We start from the raw sequence: 22972 nt of genomic DNA, 5'->3' as shown, positions 1-22972 counted from the left end.
TCAGGCCGCCGGCTGCTCTTCCGCCCGCTTGCCGTCGTCGGCCACGCGTTCCAGCCGGTAACCGTAGTTGTAGGTGGAGGCCAGCCGGTAACCGTTCTCCGGGCGCAATGCCAGCTTGGAGCGCACACGCGACATGTGGGTATCGACCGTACGGGTGGGCACATCGCCCTTGCGGCCCCACAGCGACTCCAGCAGGTGTCCGCGTGACACCAGACGGCCGACGTTGCGGAACAGGAACACCGCCAGTTCGAACTCGCGCTCGGTCAGGTCGATCACCTCGCCGTTCAGACGCGCGGTATGCGAATTCAGGTCGAACTGGTAGGGCGACGCATCGATCAGCGGCTGATCCGCCGGCGGACGGCTGCGCCGCAGCACCGCTTCGATGCGGGTAAGCAGTTCCATCCGGCGGGCCGGCTTGACGATGTAGTCGTCGGCCCCGGCAGCCAGCGCGGTCACGATGTCGTTCTCGTCCTGGCGGGCGGTCACGAAAATGACCGGCGTGTTCAGCGCGCGTTCGGTGCGCAGCCAGCGCAGCACGTCCGAGCCGGGCAGATCGGGCAGCTCCCAGTCGATGAGCAGCAGGTCGTAACTTTCACGCACCGCCTCGCGCATCAGATCGCGCGAACGGGTGAAGGTATGCACATCGTGGCCAGCGGCGCGCAGCCAGCTGCCAAGGATTTCGACCTGTACCGGGTCGTCTTCGAGCAATGCTATTCGGGCGGTCTGCACGGCGGGTCTGTATCCGTAGGAAGTAACCGGTTCAGACTGCGTTCACGGCAGTGAGAACGCAAACTGAAGGGGGACTGTATAAATTCGTGACGTCCGTCGCTGTCGTCCAGTATGCCCCAGCGACCACGCCCATGCACCGGTCAGCGGGCAAACAGCCCGGTCGTCCACTCGAGCCAGCGTTGTGCGTCTTCTCCATCGACCGGCGCCCAGGGCGCAAGTTCGGCTTCGGTGAGCGGGCGGTAGGGACCGGCCTTGGCTTCGAACATGACCGAACCCGGTTCCAGCGCGACCAGGCTGTGAAACTGCCCGTGGCCGATGTCGATGCCGAAACAGTCGCTGTCCGGCGCCAGGACCCGGGTGTGCTGCACCGAACCGTCGTCGGCGAACAGGATGCAGCCCAGACGGCCGCGCACGCACAGGATGGTTTCGTCCTTCAGCGGGTCCAGATGCCGGTGCGGGCGCACATAGCTGCCGGGCTCGATGGCATTGAGCAGCCGGTGCGCCGGGTGCTCGTCCGACGGATGGAAGTTGTGGTTCATGCGCAGGCGCGGGCTGGCCGCCGCCCGGGCAGCCACCGTGTCGAGCAGCGTATGGTCCAGCCAGCGGGTGGTGTCACTCATGCGCGCCGCCTCATCCGTACGCGACCGACACCGCGTCGTGCGGCAGCCAGTCGCGCAGACCGTCGAACAGTGCGTCGTCCAGACGCACCCGCCAGTGATCGCCGAAATCGAGCGGGCCGACCGCGTCCGGACTGCGATAGTGCAGCCGCACTGCGCAGCCGCCGTCGGCACGGAAGGGTTCAAGCAGACTTTTCAGACGGGCGCAGGCGGCATGGGCGCCGAGCTGGGCCACCTCGCCATTGAGCTTCAGTTCCAGCCGGCGGGCGAACCGCGCGCGCGCCTCACCGGCGCTGAGCAGGCTGTCGGCCACCACACGCATCGAGTTGGAATATTCGTCGAACTGCGCCCGACCCTCGACCACCAGCACCTCGTCCTCGCGCAGCTTGCTGCGCGACGCTTCGTACAGTTCGTTGAACACCGACACCTCGATCTGGGCGGTGCCGTCGTCCAGCGCGACGAAAGCCATCTTGCCGCGGCGCGTCATCTGCACCCGCGAACTGACCACCAGACCCGCCACCACCGTGGGATCGCGCGACGATTCGAGCTGGGCGAGCTTGCGCCGGGCGAAGCGCGAGAACTCCTGCGCATAGCTGTTGTACGGGTGCCCGGACAGGTAGAAGCCGAGCGCCTGCTTTTCGTTGGCCAGCTTTTCGCGTTCGCTCCACGGCTTGCAGGCGACATATTCCGGCGCGCGCGCGCCGGTGCCACTGGGCGCGTCGTCGAACAGCCCGCCCTGGTGCGCGTTGGCCGCCGCCTGTTCGGCCGCTTCCATCGCCAGCGCGACGCTGCTCATCAGCGTGTTGCGGTCGTGCGGCGTGCCGGAGATCGTGGTGTCGAAGGCGCCGGCGCGGATCAGCGCCTCGATGGTGCGGCGGTTCACCATGCGGCGATCCACCCGCGAACAGAAATCGAAAATGTCCTTGAACGGTCCGCCGGACTTGCGCGCTTCCAGGATGCAGTTCACCGCCTGTTCGCCGGTGCCCTTGACCGCCCCGAGGCCGTAGCGGATTTCGCTGCGCGACACCGGCACGAAGCGGTATTCGGACTGGTTCACGTCCGGCGGCAGCACGGTGAGCCGGTTCTTCTTCGCGTCCAGATAGAAGATGTTCACCGTGTCGGTGTTGTCCATGTCGGACGACAGCGACGCGGCCATGAAGGCGGCGCAGTGGTGGGCCTTCAGCCAGGCGGTGTGATAGGTGACGACCGCGTAGGCGGCGGTGTGCGACTTGTTGAAGCCGTACTCCGCGAACTTGGTCATCAGGTCGAACAGCTGTTCGGCCAGCGCCGGGTCGTAGCCCTTCTCCTTCGCACCGGCGGCGATGGTTTCCCGGTGCTTGGCCATTTCCTCCGGCTTCTTCTTGCCCATGGCCCGGCGCAGCATGTCCGCGCCACCGAGCGTATAGCCGCCGATGATCTGCGAAATCTGCATCACCTGTTCCTGATACACGATGACGCCATAGGTCGGCGACAGGCAGGCTTCCAGGTCAGGGTGGAAATAGTCGATCGCCTGCTGGCCCTTCTTGCGCAGGATGAAGTCATCGACCATGCCCGAACCCAGCGGGCCCGGACGGTAGAGCGCCAGCACCGCGATGATGTCCTCGAAGCGGTCGGGCGCCAGCTTGCCGAGCAGCTTCTTCATGCCCTCGGATTCAAGCTGGAAGATGGCGGTGGTGTTGGCGTCCTTCAGTATCTGGTAGGCCGCCGGATCGGTGAAGGGCAGGCTCAGCAGGTCGGGCCGCTCACCGGTCATGCGCTCGATGTAGTCGACCGCCAGTTCGATAATGGTCAGGTTGCGCAGGCCGAGAAAGTCGAACTTCACCAGGCCGATGGCTTCGACGTCGTCCTTGTCGAACTGGCTCACCGGCGACGCGTCGTCGCCGTCCTGCTGGTAGAGCGGACAGAAGTCGGTGAGCTTGCCCGGCGCGATCAGCACGCCACCGGCGTGCATGCCGACGCCGCGGGTCAGGCCTTCGAGCGGCTCGCACAGGCGCAGCAGTTCGGCCACTTCCTCTTCCGCCTGTTCGCGTTCGGCCAGCTGCGGTGCCTGTTCGCGCGCCTCGGCCAGCGACAGCGGCTTGTTCTGCACCACCGGAATCAGCTTGGACAGCTGGTCGCAGAAGTTGTAGCCCATGTCCAGCACCCGGCCCACGTCGCGGATCACCGCGCGCGACGCCATGGTGCCGTAGGTGGCGATCTGGCTCACCGCGTCGGCGCCGTACTTCTGGCGCACGTACTCGATCACCTTCCAGCGGTTGTCCTGGCAGAAGTCCACGTCGAAGTCGGGCATGGACACCCGCTCCGGGTTCAGGAAGCGCTCGAACAGCAGCGCGTAGGCCAGCGGGTCGAGGTCGGTGATGCCCAGGGAATAGGCAACCAGCGAACCGGCGCCGGAGCCCCGGCCCGGACCGACCGGCACGCCGTTCTTCTTGGCCCAGTTGATGAAGTCGGCCACGATGAGGAAGTAGCCGGGAAAGCCCATCTGGATGATGGTGTCGCACTCGAACTTGAGCCGCGCCTCGTATTCCGGCCGCTTCTGTTCACGCAGCGCCTCGTCCGGATAGAGCTGCACCAGCCGCTTTTCCAGCCCGTCCTTCGCCTCGGCGATCATGAATTCGTCGATGGTCATGCCCGGCGGTGTCGGGAACTGCGGCAGATAGTTCTTGCCCAGCGTCAGCGTGAGGTTGCAGCGGCGCGCGATCTCGACCGCGTTGGCCAGCGCTTCCGGAATGTCGGCGAACAGTTCGGCCATTTCGGCCGTGGTCTTGAAATACTGCTGTTCGGTGAATTCGCGCGGACGCCGCTTGTCGGTCAGCACATAGCCCTGGGCGATGCACACGCGCACTTCGTGCGCCTTGAAGTCTTCCTGCGCCATGAACTGCACCGGATGCGTCGCCACCACCGGAATGTCCAGTTCGGACGCCAGCGCGCAGGCGTCGGCGATGTAGGCCTCGGTGTTCGGGTGCCCGGCGCGCTGCAGCTCGATGCAGTACTCGCCGTCGAACAGGCGCAGCCATTCGGCGGCAGCCCTGCGGGCCGACTCCATGTTGCCGGCCAGCAGCGCCACGCCGACATCGCCCTGCATCGCGCCGGACAGCGCGATCAGCCCGGCCGTGCCCTCGGCGTCGCGCTCGAACCAGTCGCGACGGATTTCTGCGCGGCCACGGTACTTGTTCTCCAGATAGGCACGGGTGAGCAGCCGGCAGATCGTGCCGTAGCCCTCGCGGTTGCGCGCCAGCAGCAGCAGCCGGTGCGGCTTGTCGCGCTCGGCGTCATTCGTGATGTAGACGTCGACCGCGCAGATCGGCTTCACGCCCTTGCCGCGCGCGGTCTTGTACAGCTTGACCAGCGCGAACACGTTGGCGAGATCGGACAGCGCCAGCGCCGGCATGCCGTCCTTCGCGGCGGCCTTGACCGCGGCGTCGACCGTGACGATGCCATCCACCACCGAATATTCGCTGTGGACGCGGAGATGAACGAAGGGGGGCGTGGCCGGTGCGGCCTGGGGGGTGTCGATGCTGTCGGAGCTCATCCGTCGGATTTTACGTCGGGCACGCGACGCGTGCCGTAACCGGGCCGCGCGGGCCTATCATCGGCGCTTTACGTGAAACCGGGACCGCCATGCGCCGCTTCCTGACCGCCACGCCGCTGCTCGCCGCACTGCTGTTCGCGCCGGCCGTTCATGCCGCCGACCGCGACTGGCCCACCTTTGGCCTGGACTACGCCAACACCCGGCTGGCCGACCTGCCGGGCATCACGCCGAGAAGCGTGAAGAAACTGGTCCCGAAATGGATCTACCAGAGCGGCATCGCCGCCACCTTCCAGGCCACGCCCATCGTGACCGGCGGGAAGATATACGTGTCGCTGCCCGGCTCGCACGTGGTGGCGCTGGACGCGCGCACTGGCGTCGAACTGTGGCGCTACACCCACAGCAAGCGCAGCGAGAAGCTGTGCTGCGGCCCGGCCAACCGCGGCGTCGCGGTGGACGACGGCCGGGTGTTCGTGGCCACGGTCGATGCGCGCCTGGTGGCCCTCGACGCCGCAAGCGGCAAGCCGCTGTGGGACATCGAACTGGCCCGGCCGGACAACGCGATCACCGAAAGCGGCGCCGGCATCAAGGGCGAGGTGGGCGGCGGTTCGGGCGTGGGCGCGGCAGCCGCGCCGCTGGTGGTCGACGGCAAGGTGATCGTCGGCATCAACGGCGTGGGCTACGGCCTGCACATCGACGCCCAGGGCCGGGCTGGCCAGCTGGCCGCGGTGGTGGGCATCGCCGGCAAATACGGCGGCATCGGCTTTCTGGCCGCTTTCGACGCGAAGACCGGCCAGCGGGTGTGGCAGTTCGACACCGTGCGCAAGCCGGCGGACGGTGGCTGGGAAGGTGATTTCGTCGAACGTACCGGCGACGGCCTGCCGCTGAACCGGAACATCGCCGAAGAGCGCGCGAACGCCGATCGCCATCGCGACGCCTGGGAGTACGGCGGGGGCTCGGTGTGGAACGCGCCGGCCTATGACGCGAAGACCGGCCTGCTCTACTTCGGCACCGGCAACCCCAGCCCGCAGATCAATGACAGCACGCGCCCGGGCGACAATCTGTATACCGCCTCGCTGATCGCGGTCGACGCGAAGACCGGCCGCTACGCCTGGCACTGGCAGCAGATTCCGCACGACAAGTGGGGTTACGACGTCGCCAGTCCGCCGGTGCTGTTCGACCACCGCGAGCCGGGCGGACGCGTCGTTCCGGCAGTCGGTCAGGCGTCCAAGCTGGGCTGGTTCTACGTGCATGACCGCGCGACCGGCGCGCTGCTGTACCGCTCGGACGCCTTCGTGCCGCAGGACAACCTGTTCGCGGCCGCCAGCCGCGAGGGCACCCGCATCACGCCGGGCGTGGCGGGCGGCGTGAACTGGTCGCCGGCGGCGGTGGATGGCGGCCGCGGCCTGGCCTTCGTCGCCGCCATGCACCTGCCGATGCGCTACTGGATCAAGGAAAGCGCGGCCACCGCCGACCGCCCGGCCGGCCGCTACGACAGCATGGAGCCGGCGGACGAAGCGCGCTGGGGTGTGCTGGCTGCACTGGACCTGAAGCAGCGCGGCCGGCTGCGCTGGAGCGTGAAGACCGACCAGCCGCTGATCGGCGGCGTACTGGCACTGAAGTCCGGCGTGGTGTTCACCGGCGAAGGCAACGGCCATCTGTCCGCCTTCGACAGTCTCTCTGGAAAACGCCTGTGGCACTTCCAGACCGGCGCCGGCGTCAACGCGCCGCCGATCGGCTATGTGCTGGACGGCCGGCCCTATGTCGCGGTCGCGGCCGGCGGCAGCGCAATCTGGGGCTACCGCCAGGGCGACGCGGTCATCGTGTTCGGGCTGCCGGACTGAGCGGCCCGCGCCCTCTCAGCAGCCGGCGCAGTGCCGGCGGGTCCAGCCGCATCACGTATTCCAGACCATCCACCTCGTCGATGAAGGAGGCGATGCGGAAGAACCCGGTCGCCGCCAGCAGCGCGCATGAAGCCAAGTTGTCCGGTTTCACCGAGGCGATGAAGCGCGGCACGCCGTGCTCGACGTGGGCCCAGCGCAGCAGGGCCTGCAGCGCTTCACGGGCGTACCCCTGACGGCGGTAGGGCGGATAGACCGCATAGCCGATTTCCACCCCGTCCCGCGCGTACGGCGCCAGGTAGTCGGGCCCGGGCCGGGTGTGGAAGCCGGCGTGGCCCACCATTTCGCCGCTGTCGCGCAGCACCAGGGCGCGCACCGACCACGGCCCGTAGTCCGGATCGGCGCTCAGGTCGGCCAGCCGCAGCGCGGCCAGATCGCGCTCCGCACACCAGTCCGGCGCCACGCGGGCACCGATCAGCGGCGACAGCAGTTCAGCGCCCGCCCCGCCGGCCGACGCGCGCAGGAAGTCGGCGCTCATCGGTTTCAGCAGCAGGCGGGGTGTCTGGATATCCACAGCGGAAAGGAGGGGAAGCGGAAGGGAAACAGAACCGGCTGCCACGATAGCCGCTCGCCGCAAACGTATCCAGCCTGTGACAATTTTTGTGTGCTGTGCACAAAAGATTCTTTTAAAGAAACATTGAAGAAAGCTTTGTTGACCGCCGTCAATGATAAGTCCCTACTGATAGAGGTCACGACCATGACGCTCTCCTCCCTGAGCCTGCGTACCAAGCTGCTGGCTGCAACTGTCATTACCGTACTGCTCTGCTTCTCGGTCACGCTGGGTGTGCTGGCCTGGCGCAGCCAGCAGGCCGTACTCGAACAGGGTCTGGCCCGCGCCGAAGGCGTGGCCGCGGCCACCGCGCACGACGTCGGCGCCCGTCTGGACGGCGCCCTGGCGGTGTCCTCCACCCTCGCGCTGTCGCTGGAAGGCCTGCGCGCCAAGGGCGTACCGGACCGCGAAGCGGTCAATCGCCAGCTGCGCCGCACGCTGGACGGCCGTCCGGGCCTGCTCGGCGTCTACACCGGCTGGGAACCGAATGCCTTTGACGGCCGTGATGCCGAATTCGCCGGCACGCCCGGCCACGACGCCAGCGGCCGCTTCGTGCCGTACTGGAACCGCAGCGGCAATACGCTGAATCTGGAGCCGCTGGTCGACTACGACAAGCCGGGCGCCGGTGACTATTACCAGCAGCCGAAGAAGACCGGCCGCGCCTTCCTGGCCGAGCCCTATGAGTACGTGGTCGGCGGCCGCAAGATGCTGATCACCTCGCTGGTGGTGCCGCTGCAGGTGAATGGCCGTTTCGCCGGCATCGCCGGGGTGGATATGGGTCTGGGCGCGCTGGCCGAGGATCTGGGCCGCATCCGCCCGTTCGATGTCGGCACGGTTGCGCTGTACGCGCCGTCCGGTCTGGTGGTCGCCCATCCGGATGCCGCCCGCATCGGCAAACCGGCGGAAGGCCTGCCGGAAGAGGCGCTGGCGGCGCTGCGCGAAGGCCGCGCACTGCAGTGGAAGGATGCCGCCGGCGTACGCCACTTCCTGCAGCGTGTTTCGCTGAGCGACAGCGACGCCTGGTGGGGCAGCGTGGTGTCGGTGCCGGAATCGGTCATCACCGCCTCGGCCGACGCACTGCGCAACACCGCCATCGTGATGGGCATCGTCAGCGTGCTGCTGACCGCCGGCGTGCTTTTCCTGCTGCTGCGCGCCCTCACCCGTCCGCTGCAGACCCTGGCCGAAGCCATGCAGGCGCTGGCCGGTGGCGAGGGCGACCTGACGCGCCGCCTGCCGGACACCGGCAGCCAGGACGAACTGGGTCTGGTCGCGCGTTCGGTGAACGCCTTCCTCGCCAGCCTGCAGCGCATGTTCATCGAGGTACGTGACCAGAGCCAGACCCTGGTGGGCGGCATCCGCGACGTGTCCGACGCCACCGGCCGCATTGCCGACAGCTCCCGCACGCTGGCCGGCACCACCGGCGACAACGCCGCCACCATCGAGGAAATCACGGTGTCCATCGGCCACATCGCCAGCCATGCCGGCGAAGCCAATGGCGTCATGCTGGACACCTGCGCCGCCTCGCAACGCAGCGGCATGGTGGTGCAGGACATGCAGGCCCACATGCGCGACATCGCCGGCAGCATGGAAACCTTGGCCGGTTCGCTGAACGGGCTGGCGGAACGTTCGCTGCAGATCAACGGCATCGTGCAGGTGATCCGCGAAATCGCCGACCAGACCAATCTGCTGGCGCTGAACGCGGCGATCGAGGCGGCGCGCGCCGGCGAACAGGGCCGCGGCTTCGCGGTGGTGGCGGACGAGGTGCGCAAGCTGGCCGAGCGCACCAGCAGCGCCACCACCGAAATCCGCGACATGATAGACGCCATGCGCAGCGACACCGGTGAAGCGGTCAGCAGCATGCATACGACCCGCGAAGCGGTGGAAGCCGGTGTCGAGCGGGCCGCGCGGGTGGCGGAGGAAATCGCCGGCATCGAGGCAGGCATGCAGCGCGCCGCCGAACGGGTGCGCGAAATTGCCGAAGCCACGCAGGAACAGTCGGCCGCCACCACCGCGCTGGCGCAGTCGGCCGAACAGGCGTCGGGCGTGGTGCAGAGCACCGACGACGCCATCCAGCACACTTCGGCAACGCTGGGGCAGATCGGTCGCGCCTCCGATCACCTGGGCGATCTGGTGGGCCGCTTCCGGCTGTAAGGGCGCCGCGGCCGTCGGCGCAGGACTACGCGACCCTGCGCCGGGCGCCCACACGCGCCCGGCACGGGCCCTCCTAGCATGGGGAACAGGCGGCCATGGCCGCTTCCTCACGCCAGGAGAAAGCCCATGAGTGCAGCGCACTACACCGACACCCTGAACGCCCTGATCGCCACCTGTCGCGACGGCGAACACGGTTTCAACGCCTGCGCGACGCACGCGCAGGCCAGTCAGCTCAAGACACTGTTCCGCGAACGCGCCGATGCCTACCGCAGTGCCGCGGAAACGCTGCAGAACGTGGTGTCCCGCAGCGGCGTCGAGCCGGACGCCAGCGGCTCGGTGAGCGGCGCGCTTCATCGCGGCTGGGTCAGTCTGCGCAGCACGCTGCCCGGCGACGACAACCTGGCCATGCTGAACGAGGCCGAACGCGCTGAGGACAGGGCACTGACGCGTTACCGGGATGCGCTGTCGCAGTCGCTGCCGGCGGACATCCGGCTCATGGTCGAGCACCAGCTGCGGGCGGCACGCCAGAGCCACGACCGTATCCGCCTGCTGCGCGACCAGTACCGCGCCATCGCCTGAGCACGGCCATCGCCTGAGCACGGCCATCGCCGGAAAGCAAGCGCGGGAAGAAGTGCCACGAACTGCACACCCCCCTGTTTGCGGGACTTGACCGCAGATCCGGGCGCGCCATCATGGACGGACAACACCCAACAGAGAGGTCAGTCCATGAAACGCATACACGCCCTCGCCACGTCGCTGCTGCTTGCGGCCGGCGTCGCCCAGGCCGCCACGGTGCACGGCGAGGATTTCGAATCGGGCAGCACGCCGGCCGGCTGGAGCGGCGCCGGCACCGTGCAGTCGACCGGCAGCTTCGCCAGCCTGGGCTTCGGCCAGCAGCACCTGCGGGTCGAAGGCAGCAATGCCGCGGTACTCACGCTGAACAATCTGGGGGCGCACACCGCCATCACGCTGAGCTTCGACCTGGTGCTGTGGGACAGCATCGACGGCAATCCGGGCGGCTTCCCGTATGGCGACATGTTCCAGCTGCGCGCCGACAACGTGACGCTGATCGAACAGCTGTTCGGCAACTACGGAACCAACGGCTCGGAGGGTCCGGGCAGCACGCTGGTCCAGAACGACGCCAATCGCGGCTATGGCTTCTGGGTAGACAGTGCCCGCCGGGTCGAGCTTACCTTCGCCCACACCGCCGACACCGTGCGCTTCGAATTCCAGTATCCGAACAGCCAGGGTTCGTCCGATGAGTCCTTCGGACTCGACAACCTGCAGGTCAGCATCACGCCGGTGCCGGAACCCGGCAGCTGGGCACTGCTGCTGGGCGGCCTCGGTCTGGTCGGCCTGGCTTCACGCCGCCGCGGCTGATCCGCATCGCCGATGAAAAAGGGCCGCCCTGGGGGCGGCCCTTTTTCATGCGCCGGCCGGCGCGTACTCAGCGCGACAGTACGGTGGCCAGCGCCACACCCGCCACGACCAGCCCCCCTGCGCCGGCCACCGCCAGCACCCGGATGCGCAGGCGCAGCGCGCCGATCTCGCGCACCAGCTGCGCATTCTGCTCGGCCAGCGAGCGGATGAGCTGGGAGGCGGCCTGCGCCTCCTTCTGCAGTTCGACGACCGCGTGTTCCAGCGCCGCTGTCCGCGCGTCCACACCGCCCTCGGGCGGCACCGGCGGCGGCGCGTCCTCCCTGCGACGCTTGCCCGCCACCCGGTCCCACAGCGCATTCGCGCCCTGCACCACGGTGGGTGCGGCGGCGATCACATCACCCCACGGCACCGCCTTGACTGCGCCCAGCCAGCCTATTGCCATCACTCAACCCCGTTGCGGAAACATCCGGAGACTACCTCAGCCCCGCCTTACCAGCGTCCGAGGTCTATGCCGAAGGTAAACATCACGCCGGCGGTACCCAGCAGCGCCACCTGCGCGCTGTAGCGGTCCACCTGATAGCCGAGCGCCGGGATGACGGCGAAAGCGGTGCCCTTGTGGTTGAAGGGAATCTTGTCCTCGTAGCGCCCGGTATAGCCGAGCAGCGCGCCGGCAGTCACCTTGACGTAGAGATGGGGGCTCAGGCCGTCGAGATCCCAGCGCTTGCCGGCGTAGTAGTACTCGGTCGGCTGGTCGAACGAATTGCGCAGGAAGGACGCGCCAGCCAGCCAGCGCGACGGCGCCGTGTATTCCAGGCCCAGCATGCCCGGCGTGTTGTTGTGTTCGGGGTCGCGGTCCCAGTGATGCACGTAGGGACCGAACTGCAGACTCAGCACATGGCCTTCATCCGCCTGCGCCGGCAGTGCGCACACGCACGCCAGCCATGCCGCACCGAATGCGGAAATCATTTTCTTCTGTTTGTTCATCTTGCCTGACCGGGCTGCAATATCCATCGGGCAGGCATGCTGCCTGTCCTGTTCCCCGGAAGGCGGAACGCAATGTTGCTGGATGTTTCACCGGCTGGCACGCCGGGCGGCGATCAGGTGGTCTGCCGACAGGGCGCCCGGTCCGAAAGACAGCAGCGCCAGCAGCCCGGCACCCCATGCGATATGGGACTGCAGCGCGGCCGGGCATTCGAAGCCGAGCAGCGCCGGGTAGGACAGCACCGCCATCGCATTCACCACCGTCAGCCCGAGCGCCGCGAAACGGCCGGCGAGACCGAGCGCCAGCAGTGGCGGCAGCAGCAGTTCGCCCGCGGTCCCCATGAAGGCGGCGATCGCCGGGGGCAGCAGCGGAACCGCGTACTCCTCGGTAAACAGATAGAGCGTGGTGTCCCAGTCGGCGATCTTGGTCAGCCCGGAGCGGAAGAACACCGACGCGAGATAGAGCCTCAGCGCGAGCAGCAGCAGCGGGCGCAGCAGGTCGGCCGCGCGCACCAGCGGCGCCGACAGGTCGTACAGGCGGAACAGCGCATTCATGGCACATCCTCCTCAAAGTCAATCGCGTGCAGCCAGCCGGCGGACAGCGCCTGCGCAAAGGCGGGACCGGGATCGAACGCCGGCTCGACGGCACAGGCCGCGGCCCAGGCCGTGCCGACCGCTTCGCGCCGGCACAGAGCCTGCCACAGCGCATACGCAGCAGGTGCAAGGGCGGCCACCCGCACCCGCCAGCCCTCGCGCCACACCACCGCGCACTGGGCAGAGGTCAGATCGATGCGTGCCAGCGCCTTCGCATCGTCGGCATGACCGAGCCAGATGTCGGCCACCGGCCAGTCGCTGGCCAGCAGCGCGAAACCGGGCACGAAACGCAGGCGCGCCCGCGCCAGCGCATCCGCATCGAGACCGGCGAACAGCCGGCCGCCGGCCGGCTCCGCGTCCGCCGCCGTGGTGGCCTCATGAACCGCCCACTCCAGCCGCGCGACGTCGGGCAGATAGGGCAGCGCGCTCACCGGACCGAAACCGTCAAGGAAAGCCGGGAAGCCGGCGCTGTAGCGGTTGAGATCGCCGTCGGAGGACGGACAGGCATCGCGATAGCGACGCGCCAGCGCGTCGAAGAAATCGTCACCGGTGATCTGCGCGCACACCGGAAATGCCAGGCGCAACGCGGCCACCGCATTGGCCACCGAGGTGGCGCGATAGACCGACAGCAGCGCGCGGTTGCGGACCGGGTCGCCAGCCAGCAGCGGCAGCGCGTCCGGCTCGCCGGCGGCACCGGCCAGCGCGGCGCCAAAGCGCCGCTGCGCCTCACGCAGCGCGGACATGGCCCACCTCCCGCGCAGTCGCATCGCCCGCGTCGGCGGCGCGTGCCGCCTCGTCCAGCAGCACGTCGAGCGAGGGCAGATCGGTGTCCCACTCCACCAGCACCGGTGCGCGTACGCCGGCCGCACGCACCGCGCGCAACAGCGCCCACACTTCGTCGCACACCCGGCTGCCGTGGGTGTCGATCAGGCCGTATTCGGTCTGCGCGTGACCGGCGACATGGATTTCGCCGACCGCGTGCAGCGGCAGGGCGGCCAGCATGTCAAAGGCGTCCTCGCCGAAATTGCAGGCATTGACGTACAGATTGTTCAGATCGAGCAGCAGGCCGCAGCCGGTCAGGCACACCAGCTCGGCCAGGAAGTCGGCTTCGCTCATTTCGCTGTCACGAAAGCGCACATAGGCCGACAGGTTCTCGATCAGCAGCGGCCGCTTCAGCCTGTCCTGCACTGCCGACACGCGGGCGGCCACCAGAGACAGCGCCTCGCCGGTATAGGGAAAGGGGAGCAGGTCATTGAAATGGCGGCCGTCGACGCGGCCCCAGCACAGGTGTTCCGACACCCGGGCCGGTTCAATCCGGTCGACCAGCGCCGCCAGCCGGTCAACATGCGCGGCATCGCCGCCGTCGGCCGACGCCAGCGCCAGACCGACGCCATGCAGGCTGACCGGGTAATGGGCGCGCGTCCGCTCAAGCACACCGAGCGAGGCGCCGCCCTCATGAAAGAAGTTCTCGCTGTGCACCTCGACGAAGCCGAGTGGTGGACGCTCGGCCAGCAGCTGCGCGTAGTGCGGCTGGCGCAGCCCGATGCCGGTGGCCAGGTCGAGGTTCATCGCGGGCGTCCCTGCGCTCAGCGGGCCGGCGCCGAGGTCTTGCCGCCCATCTTTTCGCAGGTGCCGGCCGGCACGAACTTCCATTCGTTCGGATCATTGTCGGCCTTGGCCTGACCGGCGCAGCTGTGGCTGCCATTGGCGGTGGCGCAGTCGTTGGCGCCCTTCTTGGCGACGCCGAAACACTTCTCCTTGGCGCCCTTGTCTTCGGCCAGCGCCGGATTGGCGACCACGCCGAGGGCCAGAACGGAAGCGAGAGCAGCGTGCAGCGCGACGGACTTGTTCATCTGGAAACTCCTTGAGTCGTGAATGGAAAACCCTGAGGCCAGGGGACATGCACCGCAGTAGACCGGCGCGGTGGCGATTCCTTACAGCGTGGTGCGCGGACCGCTCACCACAGCCAGGCCGCCCCCCGGACGCCGGACGAATCGCCGTGCAGCGGCGGCCGCAGCCGGGTGGCGATGGCGTCGGAGAACACGTGCGGCGTCCAGCGCAGCGGGACGTTGCGGTACAGACGGTCGAGCGACGACAGACCGCCGCCAAGCACGATCACGTCCGGATCCAGCAGATTGATCACGCCGGCCAGCGCACGCGCCAACCGGGTTTCGTAGCGCAGCAGCGTCGCCTCGCAGGCGACGTCGCCGGCCGCGGCACGAGCGGCGATGGCTTCGGGCGCGACCGCCTCACCGGCGACGCGAAGATGATCGGCCGCCAGCGCCGGGCCGGACAGCCAGGTTTCGACGCAGCCGCGACGGCCGCAGTAGCAGGCCGGCGCCACACCTTCGCTGTCCGCGCCCGGTGGCAGAGGGTTGTGGCCCCACTCGCCGGCGATGCCGTTGGCGCCATTCAGCACCAATCCGTTCACCACCACGCCGCCACCGACACCGGTGCCGAGGATGACGCCGAACACCACCGCGCCGCCCTGCCCGGCGCCGTCCACCGCCTCGGACAGCGCGAAGCAGTTGGCGTCATTCGCGATGCGTATTTCGCGGTCCAGCGCCGCTTCAAGATCCTGTTTCAGCGGCCGGCCGTTCAGGCAGGTCGAATTGGCGTTGCGCATCAGGCCGCTGACCGGCGACACCGACCCGGGCGTACCGATGCCGACCGAGGCGCGCGCCCCGAGCGCCGCCTCCGCCTGCGCCACCATGGCCGCGATCAGCGCCACCGTGGCCGGATAGTCGCCGGCCGGCGTCGGCATGCGGCGGCGCAGCCGCACCGTGCCATCGTCGGCCAGCGCGATCAGTTCGGTCTTGGTGCCCCCGAGGTCCACGCCTATGCGCATGGCGCACCCCGCCACTTCCGGGAGACAATGCCCTTCATCACCTTTAGATTTCCGCACGCCATGATCGTCACCTTCAAGTCACGCGCTACCGCCGACACCCTGATGTTCGGCGACAACGCCCGCCAGCTGCTTGCGCTGATGGGCAAGCCCTTCGAGCCACAGGGAATTATCACGCCGGAACAGCTGCCGGCCGCACTCGATGCCCTGAAACGGGCTGCCGACGAAAGCCGCACCGCGCAGCGCGCACAGCCGGAAGAAGACGATGCCGAGGAGCGCCCGCCGGCGATGGTGATGCCAGTCTCGCTGGCCCAGCGCGCGGTGCCGCTGATCGAACAGCTGGAGCGCTCGCTGCGCGCCGGCGAACCGGTGACCTGGGACAGCCAGGGTCAGTAAGCGGGCGTTCAAGCGGCGGCCCGGCCGGCCGTAGACCCGGCTCATACGCGCTCTCGGGCGCTCGCCTGGAATGTCATGACCGCTTCCGCCACACCGCTCGCCGCCGACGCCGCCACGTCGGTACCGGTTTTCGACCGCAGCCGGCTCGAGGAGCTGAAAGCCATGCTCGGCCCGGCGCTGGCCGAAGTGCTGCGCGCCTGGCTGGCCGACGTGCCGGGCCTGATCGGTGCGCTGCAGACCGCGTGCGATCGCGGCAACGCGGCCGAGGCCGCCCTCACTGCGCACGCGCTGAAGGGCAGCTGCAGCAACGTCGGCGCGCTCCGACTGCAGTCGCTGGCGCGCGACGTCGAGCACCGGCTGCGCGAGCGGCCCGCAGAATGCGGTGCAGCATCGATTGCACTGGCGCAGTTGCGCGCCGAGTACGAGAATGCGGCCGATTTCATTCGCACACGACTGGATCGATGACCGAACTGCTGCTGGAAGACCCGGCGCCCGTCGCGCCTGACATGCCCTCCGAATCCGAATGCTGCGAATCCGGCTGCGAGCGCTGCGTCTGGACCGTGTATCAGGAAAGCAAGCTCGAATACGAGCGCCTGTACGCCGCCTGGCTCGAACGCCACCCGGAAGCCCGCCCCGGCCTCTGACACCAGAAAAAAAGCCCCGCAGCCGCCCGGACGGGCGCGCTGCGGGGCTGCAGGGACGATGCGTCGCCGGCTTCAGCCGTGCGGCGAACCCACGGTCGTCTTGTTGATGAACACCGCCCGGTCCACCGGCACTACCCACACCAGACCGTCACCGGTCTGGCCGGTGCAGGCCACGTTGATGATGCGGCGGACGATTTCATCCACCAGTTCATCAGGCGACACGATTTCGATGCGGACCTTGGCCGAATAGTCGGTCAGCTCTTCCTTGATGTTGTGCGGCGCGTGCGTGCGCGGTGCGCCGAAACCCTCGACCTTGGCGACGCTCATGCCGGGAAAGCCCGGCATTTCGCGCAGCACCGTGCGCAGCTTGGGCAGCTTGTTCGGCCGGATGATGGCGCGGATTTCCTTCATGACATGATCTCCAGTAACTCTTGGGCGCTCAGGCCTCGAACGGCTTGTCGTCGAACCAGGTGTACAGCGCCGGCACCACCACCAGCGTCAGCAGCGTGCAGGTGATCAGGCCGCCGATCACCACGATGGCCAGCGGCCGCTGCACTTCGGAGCCCGGTCCGGTCGCGAACAGGAAAGGCACCAGACCCAGCAGCGCCACGGTGGCGGTCATCATGACCGGGCGGAAACGCATCTTCGCGCCCTGCACCACCGCCTGCATCAGCTCCATGCCCTCGTTGCGCAGACCGCGGATGTAGGACACCAGCACCACGCCGTTCAGCGTGGCAATGCCCCACAGCGCGATGAAGCCCACCGACGCCGGCACCGACAGGTATTCGCCGCTGACGAACAGGCCGATCACGCCACCGATGGACGCGAACGGCAGCACGGTGATGATGAGGGTCGCGAAACGCAGCGAGCCGAACAGCAGGAACAGCAGGAAGAAGATGGCCGCGATGGTGATCGGCACGATGATGGACAGGTGGCCGAGCGCGCGCTCCATGTTCTGGAACTGGCCGCCCCACTCGAAGTAGTAAGCCTCGGGCAGCTGCACCTGCGCCTTCACCTTCTGCTGCAGTTCGGCCACGAAACCGCCGAGGTCGCGATTGGCCACGTTGATGCCGATCACGATGCGGCGCTTGCCGGTCTCGCGCGAAATCTGCGCCGGACCGTCGCGCACGTCGATGGTGGCCAGGCTGGACAGCGGAATGCCCGCGCCATCCGGCGTTGGCACCAGCATGTTGCGGATGGCCTCGATGTTGTCGCGGAAGCGCTCGGGCAGGCGCACCACCGCGGCAAAACGGCGCTCGCCCTCGAACACGTCGGTCACCTGACGTCCGCCGATGGCGGCTTCGATCAGGTCGTTCACGTCGCCGACGTTCAGGCCGTAGCGGGCGATGGTCGGGCGGTCGATTTCCACCGTCAGGTACTGCTGGCCGGTCACCCGCTCGATCTTGATTTCGCTCGCGCCGGGCACCGCGCGCGCCACCCGCGCGATCTCGTCCGCCTTGGCCTTCAGCAGATCGAGGTCGTCACCGAAAATCTTCACCGCGACGTCAGCCCGCACCCCGGTCACCATTTCGTCGACGCGGTCGGAAATCGGCTGCGCCATGATGATGTTGACGCCAGGCAGCGCCTTCAGTTTCTCGCGGATCTGTTCCTGGATGGTTTCCTGGGTCCAGCCCTCCGGCCACTCGTCTCGCGGCTTCAGCGACACGATGGGGGTGGACTCGTTCTGCGACTGCGGGTCGGCCGGCGATTCGCCGCGGCCGACGCCGGACACCGCCGATTTCACGCCCGGCACCTCCATCACCAGCCGCATCGCCTCGCGCTCCATGCGCAGCGATTCCTGCAGCGAAATGTTGGGCACCCGGTCCATCGCCGGCACCACCGAACCTTCCTTCATTTCCGGAATGAAGGCGGTACCGAGGAAGGGCAGCAGCAGGACGGCACCGACGAAGGCGCCGACGGCCAGCGCCACCGTCTTCCTGGTGTTCTTCACCGCCCACTCCAGCATCGGCACGTAGGGCTTCTTCAGCATGCGGATAAGCCAGGTGTCATGATCGGCACCGCCCTTGAGCATGTAGGAACACAGCACCGGCGTCAGCGTGAGCGACAGCACCAGCGACACGCCGAGCGCGATGGCGATGGTGTAGGCCAGCGGCGCGAACATCTTGCCTTCCATGCCCTGCAGCGTCATCAGCGGCAGGAACACCAGGATGATGATGCCGATACCGAAGATGACCGGCGTCGCCACTTCCATCACCGCGGACAGGATGATGCGGATGCGGCTCGCACCCTCCTCCTGCGCGTGACCCAGACGCTCGAAGGCGTTCTCCACCACCACCACCGAACCATCCACCATCAGGCCGATGGCGATGGCCAGACCGCCCAGCGACATCAGGTTGGCGGACAGACCGATCTGGTTCATGAACATGAAGGTGACCAGCGGCGTGATGACCAGCGTGGCAATCACGATGACCGACGACCGCAGGTCGCCGAGGAAGAGGTAGAGCACGATGACGACGAAGATGACGCCTTCGATCAGCACCTTGATCACAGTGGCCAGCGCGGCGTCGACCAGTTCCGAGCGGTCGTAGTAGGCCTCAATCTTCAGGCCGCCGGGCAGCATGTTGTTGTCGTTGATCTCGGCCACCTTCCTCTTGATGTCCGACACCACCGCCTTGGCATTGCCGCCCGCCATCATCATCACCACGCCGCCGACCGCTTCGGTGGTGCCGTTCTTCACCACCGCACCGACCCGCACCGCGTGACCGAAGGCCACCTCGGCCACGTCGCGGATATAGACCGGCGTACCGTCGATCTCCTTCACCACGATGAGGCGGATGTCATCCAGGTTTTTCACCAGGCCGACACCACGGATCAGGTACTGCTCGGCGTTCTGCGGCAGCACGCCGCCGCCTGCGTTGGCGTTGTTGCGCGCCAGCGCCTCGTACACGTCCTTCACCGTCAGATGGTAGTGACGCAGGCGGTCCGGATTGACCAGCACCTTGTACTGCTTCTGGTAGCCGCCCTGCGAGTTGATTTCCGCCACGCCCTTGGTCGAACGCAGCAGCGGACGCACCACCCAGTCCTGGATGGTGCGGCGCTCGGTCAGCTCCTGCTGGGTCAGTTCGCGTTCGCCGTCATCCGGGCGCACCAGCGTGTACTGGTAGACCTCGCCAAGGCCGGTAGACACCGGCCCCAGCACCGGCACCACACCCTGCGGCATGCGGTCGCGCACTTCGAGCAGGCGCTCCATCACCAGTTGGCGCGCGAAATAGACGTCGGTCTTGTCGGTGAATACCAGCGTGATCAGCGACAGGCCGGGCTTGTTCAGCGAGCGCATCTCGACCAGCCCGGGCAGGCCGGTCATGCCGATCTCGATCGGCACCGTGATGAAGCGCTCCACCTCTTCCGGCGAACGGCCGGTGGCGTCGGTGGCGATCTGCACCTGAACGTTGGTCACGTCGGGGAAGGCATCCACCGACAGCTTGCGCGCCGCATCCAGGCCGAAGGCCAGCAGACACAGCGCGACGACGACGAGGACGAGGCGCTGCTTGAGCGCCCCGCGCACGAGGGATTCAATCATGGCGTCTCCAGTTCATCCGTTGGGCAGGGGCGAGGGCACTCATTCGAGTTCCTTGCGCTTGCGCTCGTTGTTCAGATGAAAGGCGCCGTCGACCACCACCTTCGTGCCTTCGGCCACACCGCCCAGCACCGGCCGCATGTCGCCGATGGCCGAAGCCAGCGCGACCTCGGTCAGCTTGAACTGCTGCGGACCGACCTCGACGAACACGTAGTCCTTGTTGTTCTCGCGCACCACCGCAGGCGCCGGCACCGCAAGCCGCGCGGTAGGCCGGCCCTCGATCAGCACGGTCGCCAGCATGGCCGGCTTGAGCGCGCGGTCGCTGTTGTCGATCTCGCTGCGCACCATGACCGTGCGGGTGGCCGGATTGACGGTGTCGGCGATGAAGATGAGCTTGGCGGTGAGCTGCTGGCCCAGCGCCGGAATCTCGACCTGGATGCTCTGGCCCGGACGCACCGCGGCTGCCTGCTGTTCCGGCACTTCCGCCACCACCCAGACGCGCGACAGGTCGGCCACCGAGAACATGATTTCGCTGGGCTGCACCACCTGGCCCTGGGTCACCCGGCGCTCGACCACGGTGCCGGCCATGGTGGCCACCACCGGCGACACCGAATTGATGGTGCCGTTGGACGACAGCTTCTCCAGCGACTTCGCCGACACGCCAAGCACCCGCAGCTGATCGGCCGCGGCGCGCTGTTCGGCGCGGGAAATTGACAGTTCGCTCTCGCGGCGCTGCAGTTCGGCACTGCCGATCACGTCCGCCGCAAACAGCTGCTGCGCCCGCTCGACATTGCGTTCGTTCAGCTGGGCCTGGGCGCGCGCCTTCATGTAGGCGAGCTGGGCCGCGCCCAGTTCGGTACTGTTGAGCACCGCCAGCGTATCGCCGGTTTTCACCTGCTGGCCGAGCGTGGCCTGCAGTTCGGTCACGCGACCGGTCACGGTGGCGCCGATGCGGGTGACGCGCTGTTCGTCGAAATCGACCTGGCCGGCCACGCGCAGCGTGTCCGACAGTTCGACCTTGGCGACGGTGCCGAGCTTGATGATGTTGCCGAGGTTGTCGCCGGCCTTGACCAGATTGGGGTCGGCCGGCGCTTCAACCTTGGCCGGCGCGGCCTTGTCGGCCTCGCCGGAGCACGCGGTGAGCACGAGGGCGGCGCCGAGCAGGCCGGCACACAGCAGGGGACGTTGGGTCAGTTTCATGGTGTGGACTGTCTGAATGGGGTGAATGTGCGTGCCGCCGGCGTCAGCGCACGGCGCCCAGTCGCTCGATCTCGGCGACTGCGTTGATCAGCTCGTAACGTGCGCTGATGAGTTCGTTGCGCGCGGCGCGGAACACGCGCTGCGCATCGAGGAAATCGAGAATGCCGCGTTCGCCGAACTTGTAGGCCGCCTCGGCCACCTTCAGCGCCGCCTCGGCTTCACGCAGGATGCCGCTTTCCAGCGCCACCACCTGGGTGCGCGACAGTTCGTACTGGCGGTAGGCGGCGTCCAGCTGGCGTTCCAGCTCGAACACGCGGCCTTCGAGCGCCATCCGGTTGCGTTCGGCCTGGGCGCTGGCCTGGGCGATCGGCCCCTGGCGACGGTCGAACAGCGGCACGGTGACCGCCACACCGATGCGGTTGGCGTCGTATTCCGGGTCGCGGTCGTGGCCCAGCTTGAACGACAGGTCGGGCATGCGGCGCAGCCTTTCCAGTTCGAGCTGCTGGTTCGCGCGGTCGATTTCGGCGCGCAGGCGGGCGATGTCCGGATTGCGCGACAGCATGTCCTCGCGCATCTGCGCCAGCGGCGGCAGCGCCACCTCGCTGGCCAGCGCGCCGTCGAGCTCGTAGTCCATCGGCAGCGCACCGCCGGTCAGCGCACGCAGACGGGCCTTGGCCTGGGCGATGCGCAGTTCCGCCGAATCGGCGTTCTTCTGCGCGTTGAGCAGTTCGGTGTCGGCCTTGATCAGTTCGTAGCGCGGCGCCTCGCCGGTATTGACCCGCACTTCCACCCGGTTGCGGATGGCGCGCGCCAGTTCGAGGTCCTCGCGCGCCGCGCGCAGTTCGCTCTGGTGGCGGATGACCGCGTAAAAGGCCTGCTTGAGCCGCGCAAGCAGATCGACCTCGTAGGACAGGGCGCCAGACTGTGCGGACAGCACGCCGGCTTCGGCCACCCGCAGGCGGGCGTCACGCTGCGACGGATAGTCGAAACGCTGGGTGACGGTGATCGAGCCGAGCGAACCCGGCGCGAGACCGGGGCCGCGCGCGCTGCGGTCACCGCCGCTCACCTCGAGCTCCGGGTTGGGGTAGGCGCGCGCCGTAAGCGTGTCGGCGCGGCTGACATCGATGTCGGCACGCGCGGCGCCGAGCGAGGCGTTGGACTGCAGAGCCAGCGACTTCAGCTGGTCCAGCGTGTAGCGCTCGGCAGCCCCTGCTGCGTGCGTACACAGGCCGATTGCGGCCATGAGGGCAATGGCTGTTTTTTTCATGGGTGTGTGCCCTGACGGGATGAACGAAACATGCACGCGCGCGCACCGGCTGTGAAGCCGGTGTCACGACGGGACGTGCGGACTGCTGACCGCCGGCGCGGACGGCCGGCGGCGGCTTCAGGCCAGTCTGGGCGGCCTGAGCGGTACCCGCGCCGGTTCCGGCTCGAGCAGCAAGGGAATGAGGGACACGTGCACCGGCCGCGCTTCGCGTCCGTCGGGACGCATCACGTCCGCGACGAAAGAATCCGGCGGGTCGCCCGCCAGATCCAGCCGGTACATGAGCGCACCATAGACATCGGTCGGCACGTCGTCCGGCGACTCGGCCACGGTACAGCGTACGCACTGTTCCGGTGCATGCGCGAACGCGTCCTGCCCGACCCCGAAAGTGGTCAGGGCCAGCACCAGCGTGCCGATCAACAGGGCGATACGCGCAATACTCATCGGGCCGTCGGAGAGGGCGCACAGGAATTAAGTTCCGTTAATGAGAACACCGAACCCCGCTGCGCTGCAAGATGAAACAGGACGACGGAGCTGCCCGATACATCCGGAAGCAGCTTCCATGCCGGCAGCTGGCCGCGCTTTGGTAGACTGTCGCGCTTCACCGTCTGCCCCTCGTGGCAGGGCCTTTCCCGTTTGTCCGACCGAAGCCC

The 22972-nt window shown here is 67.8% G+C and carries 23 protein-coding genes; 7 read left to right on the top strand and 16 right to left on the bottom strand.

Annotated features, from left to right (window positions below; translation table 11 throughout):
• From METUNV1_RS16805 to dnaE, 3 genes are all read right to left on the bottom strand, one after another.
• Entirely contained in the window at window positions 1-708 is a 708-nt protein-coding gene (locus tag METUNV1_RS16805) for a response regulator transcription factor (RefSeq protein ID WP_008063868.1), read from the bottom strand.
• Between the two features lie 161 nt (window positions 709-869).
• Window positions 870-1349 carry a WbuC family cupin fold metalloprotein gene (locus METUNV1_RS16800; protein ID WP_008063867.1) on the bottom strand — a complete coding sequence of 160 codons (480 nt, stop codon included), beginning with the start codon at window positions 1347-1349 and terminating at the stop codon, window positions 870-872.
• Window positions 1350-1359: 10 nt separating this feature from the next.
• On the bottom strand, window positions 1360-4878 hold the full coding sequence (gene dnaE / locus METUNV1_RS16795; protein ID WP_008063866.1) for a DNA polymerase III subunit alpha: 3519 nt from the start codon (window positions 4876-4878) through the stop codon (window positions 1360-1362).
• An 89-nt stretch (window positions 4879-4967) separates the two neighbouring features.
• Between dnaE and METUNV1_RS16790 the strand changes: the two genes are divergently transcribed.
• The gene (locus METUNV1_RS16790; protein WP_008063865.1) at window positions 4968-6719 is read left to right on the top strand and encodes a pyrroloquinoline quinone-dependent dehydrogenase; all 1752 of its coding nucleotides are present in this window, start codon (window positions 4968-4970) and stop codon (window positions 6717-6719) included.
• Here the strand turns inward: METUNV1_RS16790 and METUNV1_RS16785 are convergent.
• Window positions 6694-7254: a GNAT family N-acetyltransferase gene (locus METUNV1_RS16785; protein ID WP_008063863.1), complete on the bottom strand. Its 561-nt coding sequence runs from the start codon at window positions 7252-7254 to the stop codon at window positions 6694-6696. The genes METUNV1_RS16790 and METUNV1_RS16785 overlap by 26 nt on opposite strands.
• Before the next feature lie 219 nt (window positions 7255-7473).
• Between METUNV1_RS16785 and METUNV1_RS16780 the strand changes: the two genes are divergently transcribed.
• The 3 genes from METUNV1_RS16780 to METUNV1_RS16770 all read left to right on the top strand — a co-directional run bounded on the left by METUNV1_RS16780 (window position 7474) and on the right by METUNV1_RS16770 (window position 10857).
• Window positions 7474-9477 (top strand): methyl-accepting chemotaxis protein, encoded by a 2004-nt coding sequence (locus METUNV1_RS16780; RefSeq protein WP_008063861.1) that lies wholly within the window; start codon window positions 7474-7476, stop codon window positions 9475-9477.
• A gap of 126 nt (window positions 9478-9603) precedes the next feature.
• Entirely contained in the window at window positions 9604-10056 is a 453-nt protein-coding gene (locus METUNV1_RS16775; RefSeq protein WP_008063860.1) for a ferritin-like domain-containing protein, read from the top strand.
• A 147-nt stretch (window positions 10057-10203) separates the two neighbouring features.
• Window positions 10204-10857, top strand: coding sequence for a PEPxxWA-CTERM sorting domain-containing protein (locus METUNV1_RS16770; RefSeq protein WP_008063859.1), 654 nt, complete (start codon window positions 10204-10206; stop codon window positions 10855-10857).
• A 67-nt stretch (window positions 10858-10924) separates the two neighbouring features.
• Here METUNV1_RS16770 and METUNV1_RS16765 read toward each other — a convergent pair whose 3' ends face one another.
• The 7 genes from METUNV1_RS16765 to METUNV1_RS16735 form a co-directional block, all read right to left on the bottom strand.
• The gene (locus METUNV1_RS16765; protein WP_008063858.1) at window positions 10925-11299 is read right to left on the bottom strand and encodes a hypothetical protein; all 375 of its coding nucleotides are present in this window, start codon (window positions 11297-11299) and stop codon (window positions 10925-10927) included.
• 47 nt (window positions 11300-11346) lie between these two features.
• A complete protein-coding gene (locus METUNV1_RS16760) occupies window positions 11347-11841 on the bottom strand; it encodes a hypothetical protein (RefSeq protein ID WP_051165328.1) in 495 nt (164 codons plus the stop codon).
• Window positions 11842-11928: 87 nt separating this feature from the next.
• On the bottom strand, window positions 11929-12393 hold the full coding sequence (locus tag METUNV1_RS16755; RefSeq protein ID WP_008063854.1) for a DoxX family protein: 465 nt from the start codon (window positions 12391-12393) through the stop codon (window positions 11929-11931).
• On the bottom strand, window positions 12390-13175 hold the full coding sequence (locus METUNV1_RS16750) for an HvfC/BufC N-terminal domain-containing protein (RefSeq protein ID WP_008063852.1): 786 nt from the start codon (window positions 13173-13175) through the stop codon (window positions 12390-12392). Before METUNV1_RS16750 ends, METUNV1_RS16755 begins: the two co-directional genes overlap by 4 nt.
• The gene (gene bufB, locus METUNV1_RS16745) at window positions 13159-14001 is read right to left on the bottom strand and encodes an MNIO family bufferin maturase (RefSeq protein WP_008063850.1); all 843 of its coding nucleotides are present in this window, start codon (window positions 13999-14001) and stop codon (window positions 13159-13161) included. The genes METUNV1_RS16750 and bufB overlap by 17 nt, the downstream gene beginning before the upstream one ends.
• 17 nt (window positions 14002-14018) lie before the next feature.
• Window positions 14019-14285: a BufA1 family periplasmic bufferin-type metallophore gene (locus METUNV1_RS16740; RefSeq protein WP_008063848.1), complete on the bottom strand. Its 267-nt coding sequence runs from the start codon at window positions 14283-14285 to the stop codon at window positions 14019-14021.
• Window positions 14286-14389: 104 nt separating this feature from the next.
• Window positions 14390-15280, bottom strand: coding sequence for an ROK family protein (locus METUNV1_RS16735; protein WP_008063846.1), 891 nt, complete (start codon window positions 15278-15280; stop codon window positions 14390-14392).
• Between the two features lie 27 nt (window positions 15281-15307).
• Here METUNV1_RS16735 and METUNV1_RS16730 point away from each other — a divergent pair, with 27 nt between their 5' ends.
• The 3 genes from METUNV1_RS16730 (at window position 15308) to METUNV1_RS16720 (ending at window position 16317) form a co-directional block, all read left to right on the top strand.
• Window positions 15308-15673 carry a DUF1840 domain-containing protein gene (locus tag METUNV1_RS16730; protein WP_232416304.1) on the top strand — a complete coding sequence of 122 codons (366 nt, stop codon included), beginning with the start codon at window positions 15308-15310 and terminating at the stop codon, window positions 15671-15673.
• Window positions 15674-15748: 75 nt separating this feature from the next.
• Window positions 15749-16138 (top strand): Hpt domain-containing protein, encoded by a 390-nt coding sequence (locus METUNV1_RS16725; protein ID WP_008063841.1) that lies wholly within the window; start codon window positions 15749-15751, stop codon window positions 16136-16138.
• Window positions 16135-16317, top strand: a complete 183-nt coding sequence (locus METUNV1_RS16720) for an oxidoreductase-like domain-containing protein (RefSeq protein WP_008063839.1) — start codon at window positions 16135-16137, stop codon at window positions 16315-16317. Before METUNV1_RS16725 ends, METUNV1_RS16720 begins: the two co-directional genes overlap by 4 nt.
• A 72-nt stretch (window positions 16318-16389) precedes the next feature.
• Here METUNV1_RS16720 and METUNV1_RS16715 read toward each other — a convergent pair whose 3' ends face one another.
• The 5 genes from METUNV1_RS16715 to METUNV1_RS16695 form a co-directional block, all read right to left on the bottom strand.
• Complete coding sequence (locus METUNV1_RS16715) at window positions 16390-16728, bottom strand: P-II family nitrogen regulator (protein WP_008063838.1); 339 nt, start codon at window positions 16726-16728, stop codon at window positions 16390-16392.
• Window positions 16729-16756: 28 nt separating this feature from the next.
• The gene (locus METUNV1_RS16710; RefSeq protein ID WP_008063837.1) at window positions 16757-19858 is read right to left on the bottom strand and encodes an efflux RND transporter permease subunit; all 3102 of its coding nucleotides are present in this window, start codon (window positions 19856-19858) and stop codon (window positions 16757-16759) included.
• Between the two features lie 39 nt (window positions 19859-19897).
• Entirely contained in the window at window positions 19898-21055 is a 1158-nt protein-coding gene (locus METUNV1_RS16705; RefSeq protein ID WP_008063836.1) for an efflux RND transporter periplasmic adaptor subunit, read from the bottom strand.
• A 43-nt stretch (window positions 21056-21098) separates the two neighbouring features.
• The gene (locus METUNV1_RS16700) at window positions 21099-22322 is read right to left on the bottom strand and encodes a TolC family protein (RefSeq protein ID WP_232416305.1); all 1224 of its coding nucleotides are present in this window, start codon (window positions 22320-22322) and stop codon (window positions 21099-21101) included.
• A 117-nt stretch (window positions 22323-22439) separates the two neighbouring features.
• A complete protein-coding gene (locus METUNV1_RS16695; protein ID WP_008063833.1) occupies window positions 22440-22763 on the bottom strand; it encodes a hypothetical protein in 324 nt (107 codons plus the stop codon).
• Between the last annotated feature and the right edge of the window lie 209 nt (window positions 22764-22972).

The sequence above is a fragment of the Methyloversatilis universalis FAM5 genome (assembly GCF_000214035.2).
GTDB classification, from domain to species: Bacteria; Pseudomonadota; Gammaproteobacteria; order Burkholderiales; family Rhodocyclaceae; genus Methyloversatilis; species Methyloversatilis universalis.
Note: the sequence above shows the minus strand (reverse complement) of the source record. Positions and strands in the feature narration are given on the sequence as shown.

Bases quoted from the DNA above. Each gene is read 5' to 3' on its own strand.
- METUNV1_RS16800 (WP_008063867.1), bottom strand. From the start codon at position 1,349: ATGAGTGACACCACCCGCTGGCTGGACCATACGCTGCTCGACACGGTG.
- dnaE (WP_008063866.1), bottom strand. From the start codon at position 4,878: ATGAGCTCCGACAGCATCGACACCCCCCAGGCCGCACCGGCCACGCCC.
- METUNV1_RS16790 (WP_008063865.1), top strand. From the start codon at position 4,968: ATGCGCCGCTTCCTGACCGCCACGCCGCTGCTCGCCGCACTGCTGTTC.
- METUNV1_RS16785 (WP_008063863.1), bottom strand. From the start codon at position 7,254: ATGAGCGCCGACTTCCTGCGCGCGTCGGCCGGCGGGGCGGGCGCTGAA.
- METUNV1_RS16780 (WP_008063861.1), top strand. From the start codon at position 7,474: ATGACGCTCTCCTCCCTGAGCCTGCGTACCAAGCTGCTGGCTGCAACT.
- METUNV1_RS16775 (WP_008063860.1), top strand. From the start codon at position 9,604: ATGAGTGCAGCGCACTACACCGACACCCTGAACGCCCTGATCGCCACC.
- METUNV1_RS16770 (WP_008063859.1), top strand. From the start codon at position 10,204: ATGAAACGCATACACGCCCTCGCCACGTCGCTGCTGCTTGCGGCCGGC.
- METUNV1_RS16765 (WP_008063858.1), bottom strand. From the start codon at position 11,299: ATGGCAATAGGCTGGCTGGGCGCAGTCAAGGCGGTGCCGTGGGGTGAT.
- METUNV1_RS16760 (WP_051165328.1), bottom strand. From the start codon at position 11,841: ATGAACAAACAGAAGAAAATGATTTCCGCATTCGGTGCGGCATGGCTG.
- METUNV1_RS16755 (WP_008063854.1), bottom strand. From the start codon at position 12,393: ATGAATGCGCTGTTCCGCCTGTACGACCTGTCGGCGCCGCTGGTGCGC.
- METUNV1_RS16750 (WP_008063852.1), bottom strand. From the start codon at position 13,175: ATGTCCGCGCTGCGTGAGGCGCAGCGGCGCTTTGGCGCCGCGCTGGCC.
- bufB (WP_008063850.1), bottom strand. From the start codon at position 14,001: ATGAACCTCGACCTGGCCACCGGCATCGGGCTGCGCCAGCCGCACTAC.
- METUNV1_RS16740 (WP_008063848.1), bottom strand. From the start codon at position 14,285: ATGAACAAGTCCGTCGCGCTGCACGCTGCTCTCGCTTCCGTTCTGGCC.
- METUNV1_RS16735 (WP_008063846.1), bottom strand. From the start codon at position 15,280: ATGCGCATAGGCGTGGACCTCGGGGGCACCAAGACCGAACTGATCGCG.
- METUNV1_RS16730 (WP_232416304.1), top strand. From the start codon at position 15,308: ATGCCCTTCATCACCTTTAGATTTCCGCACGCCATGATCGTCACCTTC.
- METUNV1_RS16725 (WP_008063841.1), top strand. From the start codon at position 15,749: ATGACCGCTTCCGCCACACCGCTCGCCGCCGACGCCGCCACGTCGGTA.
- METUNV1_RS16720 (WP_008063839.1), top strand. From the start codon at position 16,135: ATGACCGAACTGCTGCTGGAAGACCCGGCGCCCGTCGCGCCTGACATG.
- METUNV1_RS16715 (WP_008063838.1), bottom strand. From the start codon at position 16,728: ATGAAGGAAATCCGCGCCATCATCCGGCCGAACAAGCTGCCCAAGCTG.
- METUNV1_RS16710 (WP_008063837.1), bottom strand. From the start codon at position 19,858: ATGATTGAATCCCTCGTGCGCGGGGCGCTCAAGCAGCGCCTCGTCCTC.
- METUNV1_RS16705 (WP_008063836.1), bottom strand. From the start codon at position 21,055: ATGAAACTGACCCAACGTCCCCTGCTGTGTGCCGGCCTGCTCGGCGCC.
- METUNV1_RS16700 (WP_232416305.1), bottom strand. From the start codon at position 22,322: ATGAAAAAAACAGCCATTGCCCTCATGGCCGCAATCGGCCTGTGTACG.
- METUNV1_RS16695 (WP_008063833.1), bottom strand. From the start codon at position 22,763: ATGAGTATTGCGCGTATCGCCCTGTTGATCGGCACGCTGGTGCTGGCC.